The organism is Clostridium sp. CF012, from assembly GCF_018861755.1.
In the GTDB taxonomy this organism is placed as follows: domain Bacteria; phylum Bacillota; class Clostridia; order Clostridiales; family Clostridiaceae; genus Clostridium_AD.
Window position 1 is genome coordinate 493,073 of the sequence record NZ_JAHLEF010000001.1, and the last position, 12,312, is coordinate 505,384.

The following is a 12,312-nucleotide window of genomic DNA, read 5'->3' on the forward strand; positions in this document are numbered from 1 at the left end:
TATTTTAATAAATAACAACTTTAGGAAGGTATAAATTATTAAAAAGCATTAAACAATAATCATCACTCATACCTGAAATATAATCTGCTACTCCTATATCTAATCCTTCCTCCTGGACTATGCACTTGTAAAAGTCTGGCATTGCCTGTGGGTTGTTATAATAATATGTAAATACCTGCGTTACAACGAATTGAGCCTTTTGCCTTTCTTCTTTTAATATTTCACCTTTGTATATATTTTCAAACATAAAATTTCTTAAACCACTCAATGCACCTCCTACGGTTTCACTAAGTGATACTTCTATCTTATCCCTATCTAAGTTATTTAATGTATTATAAATACAATCTTTAACTAAAGTATCTATTCGCTTCCCATGGTTTATGCCTAATACTTCTATGGCATCTACTGGTAACATAGATTCTTCTAATAGTCCAGCTCTTATGGAATCATCTATATCGTGATTTACATATGCGATTTTGTCACTATATCTAACAACCTGACCTTCTAGTGTTTGAGCCTTTCCTATTTTTCTAGAAAAACCACTATGATTTACAATCCCATCTAGTACTTCCTCGCTTAAATTAAGCCCGAAACCTGATTTTTCAATTTTTGTTAAGACTCTAATGCTATTTTCGTTATGTCTAAATCCGCCTTGCAATATATCATTAAGTACCTCTTCCCCATTATGAGCAAAGGGTACATGCCCTATATCATGCCCTAGCGCTATAGCTTCTATTAGATCTTCATTTAAACCTATACCCTTTCCTATTGTTTTAGCTATTTGTGCAACTTCTAGGGTATGTGTAAGTCTTGTTCTATAGTGATCACTACTAGCCTTTATATATACTTGAGTTTTGTGCTGCAATCTTCTAAAGGATTTACTATGAATTATCCTATCTCTATCTACCATATAGCAGGTTCTTACATCATCTAGCTCTTCTGATATTTTTCTTCCCTTTGAGTTTATGGACAAGGCTCCATAGGAAATAATGCTATTACCTTCATTAGTTTCTATTCTTTGACGAATGTTCATAAATTCCCTCCTGATGTTCGCTGTGGCACAAAACAATTATTAATTGTTTTGCCTCCTGAATTTAAAACTATTTCTACAATTATATATGTTATTTTTTTTATATGTCTTATCTTAGTATTCTACAAATTAAATTAATTTCCCTTTTTTAATATTAAACGTATAATATTTATATTTTATTAATATTCTAATAATGTAATAATTTTTTAGGAGTGATACTATGCCCTCCACGGCTAAAAAAATAAATAACATAGACTTATTATCCGAAGAAAATGTAAAAAAATGCATTCTACCTCAATATAATTTAACTAATGCTGATATATCGCAAATTAAATTTAAAGATACTGATAAACAAAGAGCTGTATATAAAGTACAATACTTCGATGAATGCTATTGTTTAAAGAAAGTTTATTACTCTGTAAAGGATTTATTATTTGTGTATTCAGCCATAGAATGGTTATATAGAAATAATATCCATGTACCCCGAATCCTTAAAACAAATACCAATAGCAGATTTATAAACTATAATAATATGTTATTCATACTTACCCCCTGGGTTGATGGCATTAAATGTGACTACGATAATATAGATCATATACTAGCATGTAGTACCAATCTTGCGAATATGCATAAAGTGAGTATTAACTTTACACCTATTTCTGGTAGCAACATAAAGGAAGGCTATAGCACTTTGGGCACTTCAATATATAAGCACTATGAAAGCCTTCTTAAGTTTTCTAATTTAGCTTATAAATATGATGATACTTTTTCGAGGCTTTATCTTGAACATTTCGATTCCAGTATTAAGCTGGCTCAGTGCTCTACACAGATTGCTTATGGTATGAACCAGGCTAATCTTACAAAGTCATTGTGTCATCTTGACTATGTTAATAAAAATATTATATTTGATAATAATAATGAAATCTGGGTAATTGATTTTGATAAATGTAGAAATGATTATTGTGCCCATGACATCTCCTATTGTTTAAGGCGACTTCTAAAAAGAGACAGCACAAAATGGGATTTAGAGCTAGCAATTAGCTTTTTAGAATTATATGATAAAATTTTTTCTTTAACTTTGGATGATTATAAATATATTCTTGTTTATTTAGCCTTTCCTCAAAGGTATTGGAAAATATCAAGAGATTATTATGGCAATATCAGTAAATGCAATAAAAAAGCCTTCTTAAATCTACTAAATAGTTCAACTAACAAAAATGAATATCAATTAGATTTTGCTTTCAAATTTAAATCTTATATTGAAAATAAATTTAAAACAATTTTATAATTTATCCACAATTAAAAAGCCACTGCAAAGCAGCGGCTTTTTTTTGATTAATCTATTGTCTACACTTTTGTAAAATACTATTTTTTCCTTGGATTATTTACTTCAGCTTGTGCAGCTGCTATCCTAAAAGACCAACCACTATATTTTACTATTATGGAACACTTTTTATAAGCATTAAATATTAGTCATCAATTATGCTAAAAATCTATCTTCTTAGACGGTTGACCTGAAAAATCCGAAATCATTGCAACACCATGTTCAATATAAAACACCTTAAACAGAGGATTATCTGCCGACTTATACCCTTTCTTTATAGGCTCATATACATTCATTACTTTTTCCTTCACAGCAACATCCTCACAAAATTTTATCTCTCCTCTAACTCTTACTGTGACCATTTCCTTTGATGTAGCTGAATATTCTATATAAGGTAATTCAAGCAATTGCCTGTAGACATCTTTCTTACTGCTTGTACAGAAATAAATCTTCCCGACTTCCTCCAATATGAACCCAAAAGGTCTTACTCTGGGCTTTCCATTATCTACAGTTGCAAGGAACCCATTTACATTTTCTTTTAAAAGTTTTAATACTTCTTCCATTTTATTCACCTCGTTGTTTTTTTTGTTTTTTACAAGTATAATAATAAAACAACATGCTGCGTATAACAAGTACGCACATTTATATGACATAGTCATATAAATGTGCCTAATATGAAAGGATGATATTTATTTGGATAATAATTCTAATCTTTGCCCAGTAACAGCAACACAAAATATACTTATGGGAAAATGGAAATTATCAATTTTATGGACTCTTCATAAAAAGACAAGACGCTTTAATGAACTTCAAAAACTTATGCCATCAATTTCACACGGTGTAATGACCCGGCAGTTACGCGAACTCGAAAAGGATAACCTTATTAGTAGGGAGGTCTACAGCCAAGTCCCTCCAAAAGTTGAATATTCTTTAACAAATATCGGTATAAGTTTTATTCAAGTAATGACCCAAATTATGGAGTGGGGTGTAGGTTATATTAAAGAGACATCTAGTTGTAATTTAGATATATGCATTGCTAATGAATTTCCATGTAGTAAATGCCATGAAATGCTTAAACCAGATACTTTTTCTAAAGCAGAAATATCTTCTAAACGTGTATAATTAATCATTTCATTCAATCAATTGCTTCCTGGATTTCTATCATGAAATATTTTATCTACATTTGAACTGTTTTTCAAAATACATATTTTCAATAAAAATAGGGCATTGCACTTAAAATCAATAATGATTTCAAGTGCAATACCCATGTTCTTTTTATAGTTGTGATAGCCTCAAACACCTATTATATAAGGCTTTTCAAGCTATATCTATACTATTTCTTTCTTGGATTGTTTACTTCAGCTTGTGCTGACGCTACCATAAAAGAGCAACCACTATTTATTACTATTATGGAACACTTAGTTTTTGTAATACGTACTATTATTATCTTTAACTTCTTTATCAATTAATATTTCTTTAATACCTTTTCAGTAGAAATTATATATTAACCATTGTCATTTGCGCAAATACATTAAATAGTGAACTTAACACCTGTAAGATCTTCACTAAGCTTCCATAATTTTTTAGCTAGTTCTGCATCTATAGCCCATGGACGAACGCCGCTCCCTTTAAGGCTATCGGCAGGAACTGCTTCTGAGATATCCACATCTTCACAATAAACTCCTCCCATTCCATCTAATTGAGCACTAGTAGCACACCAAACACTAGTTGCTGCTCCTTGTTCTATATTCTTGAATTGATCAGCGTTTTCATCTACTGAAGTCCTTTTGCCATTAATCTCAATTTGTTTTGGTGCAACTTTTTCATCATTATTAAACCTTCCAATGCTTGTAGTCGGAATTAAACCTGGATGAACTGAAAATGCTCGAACACCATGGATTCTTGCCAATCTGTCCAATTCCACAGTAAACAGAACATTAGCAGACTTTGATTGGGCATAGGCCTTCCACTTATCATATGACCTTGTTTCAAAGTTAGGGTCTTCGAAATTAACGCCTCCAAGGCGCTGGGCACGTGAGGAAACAGAAACCACCCTAGCACTGTCAGCCTTTTTTAAAGCAGTCCAAAGTCTTGCTGTTAATTGAAAGTGTCCAAGATGATTTGTTGCAAATTGAGATTCATATCCTCTCTTATCTCTCATTAGTGGTGAAGCCATGATTCCAGCACTATTTACTAAGATGTCTAGCTGCCTTTCAGAAGCTATAAACCGTTCTGCAAAGCTATCAATAGAATCCGGGTCCATAAGGTCCAAATCTTCTAATTCAATATTGAGAATTCCTACTATTGCACTTTTTGCCTTAAGAGCATTTCTTGCTGGTACTATAACTGTAGCGCCTGCTTCAGCTAATACTCTAGCTGTCTCCAATCCAATCCCTGAATAACCACCAGTAACAATTGCAAACTTCCCTTGTAAATTTATTCCTTCTATAGCTTCTTTTGCAGTTGTAGAAACTCCGTATCCTGAATGTATCGATTCTTGAATAGTATTTATCATATTGTTCTCCTTTTCTATGCATAACTTAATCTATAAAAGAAACTAAAATCTCTTATGATATACTTAGTATATCTTTTAGAGTACACTCTAAGTCAATAGTAATTTTTAAAATATTGATTTATGATTATAGTAACCTTTATAATGTTTACAATACTTTAATATAAAACTACAAATTTTTTAAAGGAGAAAGAATATGAGTTATTCAATAAAAGAAGTCTCTCAAAAATTTAATATGTCACCATACACATTAAGATACTACGAAAAGGAAGGTCTATTGCCTTACGTGCAACGTAATGACAATGGTAAGCGATTATATACAGATATTGATTTAGGATGGATTCAAATTGTGTGCTGCATGAAAGCCACTGGAATGTCTATTGCATATATAAAAAATTATATCAACCTTTGTACTAATGAAAATGATACCTTTTCTGAAAGGCGCGAGATTATACTTTACCAAAAAAAAGTAATCAAAGAGCAGTTAAAAAAATATAATGATCTTTATGAGTTCTTAGATGCAAAGTTAGATTATTATGATAAAAAAATTTCCAAGGATGAACTAAAAAAGATCATTACTGAAAAAAATAAATAATTGGTTTTATCATATACTATAAAAATTCTACAACATTACATCTTCTATACCATCCGTTGGGAAACTTTAATAGTTACATCTGACTTACAGGTATATATCTATCTATTAAGCAATTACCTACAACTGTAAATTAAATAATATATGAATTATATCAATTTCATCATCTTTCATAAATAGAGCCAGAACCTAAATAAAAATAGGGCATTGTACTTAAAATCAATTATGAAATTAAGTAACAATACCCTATTCTTTTTACAGTTCTGATAGCCTCAAACGCTCACTATACAAGGTTTTTCAAGCTATATTCATTTTATTTTTTTCTTGGATTGTTTACTTCAGCTTGTGCAGCTGCAAGTCTTGCAACTGGAACTCTGAATGGTGAACATGATACATAATCAAGTCCAACATTATGACAGAATTCAACAGAAGATGGGTCGCCACCGTGTTCTCCGCATATTCCAAGTTTTATATTTGGTCTAGCCTGACGTCCAAGTTCAACCGCCATTTTAATAAGTTTGCCTACGCCTACTTGATCTAATTTTTGGAATGGATCAAATTCGTAAACTTTCTTTTCATAATAATGTTTTAAGAAGGTTGCTGCGTCATCTCTAGAGAATCCAAAAGTCATTTGTGTTAAATCATTTGTTCCAAATGAGAAGAATTCAGCTTCTTTTGCTATTAAATCAGCAGTAAGAGCTGCTCTTGGTATTTCAATCATTGTACCAACCATATACTTTAAATCACTGCCCGTTTCAGCTATGATTTGATCTGCTATTCTTACTACTATATCTTTAACATATTTTAATTCTCTAACTTCTCCAATTAGAGGAATCATTATTTCTGGAACAATATTGTATCCTTTTCTATTCTTAACATCTATAGCAGCTTCAATAACTGCTCTAGTTTGCATTTCGGCTATTTCTGGATAAGATACTGCAAGTCTGCATCCTCTATGGCCCATCATTGGATTAAATTCATGTAATGATTCAACCGTAGTTTTAAGCTCATCAAAAGTTATTCCCATATCAATAGCGAGTTCCTTTATATCTTCATCATCATGTGGTAAGAATTCATGTAGTGGTGGATCTAGGAATCTTATTGTAGCTGGTCTTCCAGCAAGTTCTTCATATATTCCTATAAAGTCTTCTCTTTGCATTGGCAATAATTTTTCAAGCGCTACTCTTCTTGCTCCTTCTTCTTTTGCAACAATCATTTCTCTTATGCCCATTATTCTATCAGCATCAAAGAACATATGCTCTGTTCTACATAGCCCTATGCCTTCTGCTCCATATTTAACTGCTTGCGCTGTATCCTTTGGAGTATCTGCATTAGTTCTAACTTTAAGACTTCTTATCTCATCAGCCCAACCCATAAATGTTTCAAAGTAACCGCTTATTTCAGGCTCAACTGTTTTAATTACTCCAGCATATACATTTCCTGTACTTCCGTCCATTGAAATAAAGTCACCTTCATTATATGTTATTTCTCCTATTTTGAAAGTTTTCTCTTTTTCATTAACTTTTATATCTCCACAACCAGCAACACAACAAGTTCCCATTCCTCTTGCAACAACTGCAGCATGAGACGTCATTCCACCTCTAACTGTTAATATACCTTCAGATGCAATCATGCCTTCAATATCTTCTGGTGAAGTTTCAAGCCTTACAAGGACAACTCTATCTCCAGCTTCGTGCTGTGCTTTTGCATCTTCTGCTGTAAAGCAAACCTTTCCACAAGCAGCTCCAGGAGATGCTGGCAAACCTTTGGCAATTACTGTAGAGTTCTTTAAATCCTCTACATCAAAGTTAGGATGAAGCAATGTATCTAGTTGTTTTGGGTCAACCTTCATCATAGCTTGCTCTTTTGTTAACATTCCATCTTCCACCAGTTCCACAGCAATTTTTAATGCAGCTTGCGCTGTTCTCTTGCCGTTTCTTGTTTGAAGAAAATATAATTTCCCATCTTCAATTGTAAACTCCATGTCTTGCATATCTTTGTAGTGAGCTTCAAGAGTGTTAACAATTACCATAAACTCGCCATATACTTTTGGCATATCTTTTTCAAGTTGTGATATATCTTGTGGTGTTCTTATTCCTGCAACAACGTCTTCACCTTGTGCGTTCATTAAATACTCAGCATAAATTCCTTTTTCTCCAGTAGATGGGTTCCTTGAGAATGCAACACCAGTTCCTGATGTATCTCCCTTGTTACCAAATACCATTTCTTGAACACTTACTGCTGTTCCCCAACTACCTGGAATATCATTTAATCTTCTATACACATTAGCACGAGGATTATCCCATGATCTAAATACTGCAGTAATAGATTCTATTAATTGACTTGTTGGGTCACTTGGAAATTCCTCGCCTTTATCTTCTTTATAAAATTCTTTAAATTGCCCAACTAATTTTTTCAAATCATTAGCATCGAGCTCAGTATCGAATTTCACCCCTTTTTCTTCTTTCATATTATCCATAATATTTTCAAAGTTTCTTTTTTCAACGCCCATAACAACATCAGCAAACATTTGGATAAATCTTCTGTAAGAATCATAAGCAAATCTTGGGTTATTTGTTAGCTTTGCCATAACTTCTACTGTTTCATCATTTAATCCAAGATTTAAAATTGTATCCATCATTCCAGGCATTGATGCTCTTGCTCCGGATCTAACTGATACAAGTAATGGATTTTCTAAACTTCCAAACTTCTTACCTGTAATTTTTTCAAGATCAGCCATTTTAGAATGTATTTCATTAACAATTTCAGATGCAATTAATTGACCATCTTCATAGTATTTATTACAAGCTTCAGTTGTTACTGTGAATCCCTGTGGTACTGGAATTCCAAGGGTGGTCATCTCTGCAAGGTTTGCACCTTTTCCACCTAGAAGATTTTTCATTGAGGCATTACCTTCGCTAAAAAGGTAAACATATTTTTTGTTTTCCATTCCATACAACCCCTTCGATTATAAATTATATATGATAATAGGTATAAATTGTCCAATGCAGAACAAAAGTACCCACTTTCACTCACTTCAGTTATTTAGCCATTTTCACCCATTTTTACAAATAATCTTGTGATATTAGTTTTGGATATTTTACCCACAACTTGAAATGTTTCTTTCCCATTTTCAAATTTTCTTTCTACCACAGGTAAACTGTCTACTTCGTGCTCTATAATTTTCTGTGCGGCTAAATAAATACTATCTTCTTTTTCAACAAGCACTATATTGGGCATTCTAGTCATTATAATTCCTACAGGTACCTTGTGCATATCTGTTCCACCCATAGCCATTTTTAGAAAGTCTTTCCTTGATACTGCCCCTACTAAACTGCCCTTATTATGTATAAATAAAGTACCTACATCATTCAAAAACAAGTGCACTATAGCATCATAAACCATTGTTTCTTCTGTCGCCATTACAGGTTCTGACATTACATCCTTAACCTTAATATTTCTTATATAATCATAAACTAAACTATAAGAGGGTTTCTTTGAATACATATATCCTACCTTAGGCCTTGCGTCTAAAATACCTGTCATTGTTAGTATTGCCAAATCTGGTCTTAGTGCAGCCCGCGTTACCCCTAGCTTATTTGCTAAACGTTCACTGGTAATAGGTGGATTTTCTTTAACTAATCTTATAATCTCTTCTTGCCTTGGTGTTAGTTTTATTTTTCCCACCCTCTTTCTATTTTAACTTACTTATCATGATATATAATTTATATATTTGCAATATTAGAAATACAAACGATTGCATAAACTACTATTATACTATAATTTTACATACCATTTGTAACATTGTACCACATTTTTAATATATAATGTAGGGTTTTTTAAGGATTTTTTGTTTAAAAGGATAAAATATTCCTATACCATTAATTGGCTATTAACAATATTTAGATAAACTCATGCAAATAGTTAAATTTTCCCTTATATAAAGCCAGCAAGTGTCAATTGCTGGCTTTATATAAGGGAAAATCATATTAGTGGAGTTCTAAAAGGTGAAAATAATAAACAAAATCATTGCATTTATTATTTTTCTTCTTTATCTTCTACGTTATCTTCTTCTTTTTCCTTATCAAATTTCACAGTATATTGGTATACATTTTCATTACTACCATCTTTACTATTTTTGCTAAAGGTATCTTTTGTGTCATTGTATTTTTCTTTTACCTCTTCACTCATATCGTTCATCTTATTTTTCATGTCTTCAACTGTATTTTTTATAATTGTGTTAACTACTTCTACTGAACCATCTGCTTTAGTTATTTCAATAGTAACCTTTGTAAGTACTGCTGTTAACAATCCAAGACCAATTAGAATAGGATTATATAATCCTACTAAGCCTGCAGCAATACCGGCATTGACAGGTATGTCTATAACTACATTATCATCTTTTTTTACTTTTATCCTTGTAACATTTCCTTTTCGCACAATATCTTTTATTGTTGTTACAAGTTCATCCTTAGTAGAATACATTTCTTCCATGTTAAATTTATTAAATCTTTTTTGTTTGGCTTCAATATAAATGAGTGCGTTAACTACGTCACTATCGCATTCTTCTAACGCTTCCTTAGCCTCAGTATATGATACTCCTGTTCTCTCTTTGATGATGTCAATCTTTTCTAGTGTAATTTCTGACATTAAAATCATCCTCCTTATAATTTTTCTTCGTTAAAACTCTTTACTAATTGTTATATTCTCTTAAATAATCAAACATTTCTAGGCTCTTTGGCTTTCGTGTATAATTTTGGGAAATGATAATAGATAAAATTTTATATAACTCAAGCTTAGATGCTTTAGACACAACTATTCTATTAATTTTATCCATACCGAAATTATTTAAGAATTTCAATGTATTATATGTAGGGTTTGAAATATATATACTATTTACCTTCTCACAATCTTTACAAATAGGACCATAAGATTGTAAATCGATATTATTAGATATTGTTATTTTTTTTCTACATCTAACGCATTGTTCAAAATTCAATCCATAACCTGTTGCCTTTAATAGTTTTGTTTCAAATGCTCTTGCTAATATTTCTATATCCATAACGTCATTTTTTATAAAATAGAAAGCACTAACAAGATTTTTAAAAAGTTCACTATTAACATCTTCATTTTCCATGGCTATATCAATTAACTCATTAAAATAGGAGGCATACGTAATTGTGGTAAGATCCCTTAGCAATTGCTGAAAAGAATCTATAATTGTAACTTCATTTATTGTATACAAATTTCTACCTTTAAAAAGTATAAATTCTGCATAGCAGCAAGGTAATGTAGATGAAACATATTTACTTTTATTTTTCCTTGCACCCTTTGCTATGGCTGTTATTTTACCAAAATCCTCAGTAAAAAGCCAAACTAGCTTGTCAGTTTCTTTAAACTCTTGCGTTTTTATGACAATCGCTCTAGTTTTTAAAATTGCCATAAAATCATCCCCTACTTATACCCTAATTCTTTCAAAATACTTGAAGTATCTCTCCACTCTTTTTTCACCTTTACCCATAATCTTAGATTTACTTTTTCTCCTAAAAATTTCATCACATCTTGTCTTGCATAAGTAGAAATTTGCTTAAGTGTTTTTCCACCTTTTCCAATTATTATACCCTTGTGCGAATCTTTTTCACAAAGCAAATTAGCTTCAATATGATACATATTTCTATCATCTCGCTTCATGGAGATGATTTCTATTGCTATTCCATGAGGTACTTCTTGGGATAATAGCTTCAAAGCCTTTTCTCTTATTATTTCAGTAATTATAAATCTTTCTTGTTGGTCTGTAATCATATCCTCTGGGTAATACAATGGTCCCTCTGGAATGTTCTCCACTACAAGTTTAGTAACTATATCAACATTTTTACCTTTTATAGCTGCAATAGGTATTATTTCTTTAAAGTTAAAATACTCAGAATAACTCTGAATAGTTTTAGCTACTCTCTCTTGAGTATTTTCATCAATTTTATTGACTAATAAAAACACTGGAATTTTACTGTCTTTTAGTTGTTCAAGAATATGCATATCACCTTTGTCAATTTCATCACCTGGTGTAGTTATAAATAAAATCACATCTACTTCACTTGTAGATTGCTGTGCTACTTTAACCATATATTCTCCTAGTTTATGCCTAGGTTTATGCATTCCTGGAGTATCTACAAATATTATTTGAGAATCCTTAGTTGTTAAAATGGTTTGTATATTATTTCTTGTAGTTTGGGGTCTATTAGACACAATTGATAATTTTTCCCCCATAATGTAATTTATTAATGTAGATTTCCCTACATTAGGTCTTCCGATAATAGTTACGAATCCCGATTTAAACATATATCCTCCTTCTGGTTATCTTAAGTAAATAGTATTTAACAATATTTTTCTATCTTACTTTAATAAGTCTTCTTTAGTAAACGCGCCTGGTAATATTTCTTCCATAGTCTTTATTATATAATCATTTTCACTTTTTACTAATATAATATTAATATCTTTTGTGGCAAATTCTACTATAACTTGTCTGCAAATACCACATGGATAGGTATGAGTGGACATATCACCAACTATTGCTATAGCTTTAATTTTTTTATGTCCCTCAGATACAGCTTTAAAAATTGCAGTTCTTTCAGCACAATTAGTAGCACCATAAGAGGCATTTTCTATGTTGCATCCAGTATATATTGAGTCATCTTCTGTAATAACTGCTGCGCCTACTTTGAATTTTGAATAAGGCACATAAGCATTTTCTCTAGCATCTATTGCAAGTTTAGCTAACTTTTTATAATCCATTAATACACCCCTACACAATTAATTTAATGCACATAATAATAAATAACAATTAGAAATCACGTATA

General features: G+C 31.5%; 13 protein-coding genes. 3 read left to right on the plus strand and 10 right to left on the minus strand.

All coding sequences use genetic code 11. The features are described from left to right. Positions 1-4 precede the first annotated feature (4 nt). Positions 5-1,033, minus strand: coding sequence for a deoxyguanosinetriphosphate triphosphohydrolase (locus tag KPL50_RS02535; protein ID WP_216296843.1), 1,029 nt, complete (start codon positions 1,031-1,033; stop codon positions 5-7). Between the two features lie 217 nt (positions 1,034-1,250). Between KPL50_RS02535 and KPL50_RS02540 the strand changes: the two genes are divergently transcribed. Further along, complete coding sequence (locus tag KPL50_RS02540) at positions 1,251-2,318, plus strand: CotS family spore coat protein (RefSeq protein WP_216296844.1); 1,068 nt, start codon at positions 1,251-1,253, stop codon at positions 2,316-2,318. Positions 2,319-2,515: 197 nt separating this feature from the next. On the opposite strand, the gene KPL50_RS02545 is transcribed toward KPL50_RS02540, so the two are convergent. After that, positions 2,516-2,917 carry a pyridoxamine 5'-phosphate oxidase family protein gene (locus tag KPL50_RS02545; protein WP_216296845.1) on the minus strand — a complete coding sequence of 134 codons (402 nt, stop codon included), beginning with the start codon at positions 2,915-2,917 and terminating at the stop codon, positions 2,516-2,518. A gap of 130 nt (positions 2,918-3,047) precedes the next feature. Between KPL50_RS02545 and KPL50_RS02550 the strand changes: the two genes are divergently transcribed. After that, a complete protein-coding gene (locus KPL50_RS02550) occupies positions 3,048-3,476 on the plus strand; it encodes a helix-turn-helix domain-containing protein (protein ID WP_253200406.1) in 429 nt (142 codons plus the stop codon). Positions 3,477-3,687: 211 nt separating this feature from the next. Here the strand turns inward: KPL50_RS02550 and KPL50_RS27360 are convergent, their stop codons facing one another. Continuing rightward, positions 3,688-3,819, minus strand: coding sequence for a hypothetical protein (locus KPL50_RS27360; protein WP_290443186.1), 132 nt, complete (start codon positions 3,817-3,819; stop codon positions 3,688-3,690). 66 nt (positions 3,820-3,885) lie between these two features. Further along, the gene (locus tag KPL50_RS02555; RefSeq protein WP_216296846.1) at positions 3,886-4,869 is read right to left on the minus strand and encodes an SDR family NAD(P)-dependent oxidoreductase; all 984 of its coding nucleotides are present in this window, start codon (positions 4,867-4,869) and stop codon (positions 3,886-3,888) included. A 193-nt stretch (positions 4,870-5,062) separates the two neighbouring features. On the opposite strand from KPL50_RS02555, the gene KPL50_RS02560 reads away from it, so the two are divergent. After that, positions 5,063-5,461: a MerR family transcriptional regulator gene (locus KPL50_RS02560; RefSeq protein ID WP_216296847.1), complete on the plus strand. Its 399-nt coding sequence runs from the start codon at positions 5,063-5,065 to the stop codon at positions 5,459-5,461. A gap of 310 nt (positions 5,462-5,771) precedes the next feature. Here the strand turns inward: KPL50_RS02560 and ppdK are convergent, their stop codons facing one another. The 6 genes from ppdK to KPL50_RS02590 form a co-directional block, all read right to left on the minus strand. Continuing rightward, positions 5,772-8,408 (minus strand): pyruvate, phosphate dikinase, encoded by a 2,637-nt coding sequence (gene ppdK, locus KPL50_RS02565; RefSeq protein ID WP_216296848.1) that lies wholly within the window; start codon positions 8,406-8,408, stop codon positions 5,772-5,774. A 95-nt stretch (positions 8,409-8,503) separates the two neighbouring features. Then, the gene (locus KPL50_RS02570; RefSeq protein ID WP_375372900.1) at positions 8,504-9,136 is read right to left on the minus strand and encodes a helix-turn-helix transcriptional regulator; all 633 of its coding nucleotides are present in this window, start codon (positions 9,134-9,136) and stop codon (positions 8,504-8,506) included. A 360-nt stretch (positions 9,137-9,496) separates the two neighbouring features. Further along, positions 9,497-10,108 carry a DUF4342 domain-containing protein gene (locus KPL50_RS02575; protein WP_216296850.1) on the minus strand — a complete coding sequence of 204 codons (612 nt, stop codon included), beginning with the start codon at positions 10,106-10,108 and terminating at the stop codon, positions 9,497-9,499. Between the two features lie 43 nt (positions 10,109-10,151). Beyond that, positions 10,152-10,901 carry a DNA repair protein RecO gene (recO, locus tag KPL50_RS02580; RefSeq protein WP_216296851.1) on the minus strand — a complete coding sequence of 250 codons (750 nt, stop codon included), beginning with the start codon at positions 10,899-10,901 and terminating at the stop codon, positions 10,152-10,154. Positions 10,902-10,912: 11 nt separating this feature from the next. Beyond that, complete coding sequence (era, locus tag KPL50_RS02585) at positions 10,913-11,794, minus strand: GTPase Era (protein WP_216296852.1); 882 nt, start codon at positions 11,792-11,794, stop codon at positions 10,913-10,915. Positions 11,795-11,848: 54 nt separating this feature from the next. Continuing rightward, positions 11,849-12,247, minus strand: coding sequence for a cytidine deaminase (locus tag KPL50_RS02590; protein ID WP_216296853.1), 399 nt, complete (start codon positions 12,245-12,247; stop codon positions 11,849-11,851). Between the last annotated feature and the right edge of the window lie 65 nt (positions 12,248-12,312).

Bases quoted from the DNA above. Each gene is read 5' to 3' on its own strand.
- KPL50_RS02535 (WP_216296843.1), bottom strand. From the start codon at position 1,033: ATGAACATTCGTCAAAGAATAGAAACTAATGAAGGTAATAGCATTATT.
- KPL50_RS02540 (WP_216296844.1), top strand. From the start codon at position 1,251: ATGCCCTCCACGGCTAAAAAAATAAATAACATAGACTTATTATCCGAA.
- KPL50_RS02545 (WP_216296845.1), bottom strand. From the start codon at position 2,917: ATGGAAGAAGTATTAAAACTTTTAAAAGAAAATGTAAATGGGTTCCTT.
- KPL50_RS02555 (WP_216296846.1), bottom strand. From the start codon at position 4,869: ATGATAAATACTATTCAAGAATCGATACATTCAGGATACGGAGTTTCT.
- KPL50_RS02560 (WP_216296847.1), top strand. From the start codon at position 5,063: ATGAGTTATTCAATAAAAGAAGTCTCTCAAAAATTTAATATGTCACCA.
- ppdK (WP_216296848.1), bottom strand. From the start codon at position 8,408: ATGGAAAACAAAAAATATGTTTACCTTTTTAGCGAAGGTAATGCCTCA.
- KPL50_RS02575 (WP_216296850.1), bottom strand. From the start codon at position 10,108: ATGTCAGAAATTACACTAGAAAAGATTGACATCATCAAAGAGAGAACA.
- recO (WP_216296851.1), bottom strand. From the start codon at position 10,901: ATGGCAATTTTAAAAACTAGAGCGATTGTCATAAAAACGCAAGAGTTT.
- era (WP_216296852.1), bottom strand. From the start codon at position 11,794: ATGTTTAAATCGGGATTCGTAACTATTATCGGAAGACCTAATGTAGGG.
- KPL50_RS02590 (WP_216296853.1), bottom strand. From the start codon at position 12,247: ATGGATTATAAAAAGTTAGCTAAACTTGCAATAGATGCTAGAGAAAAT.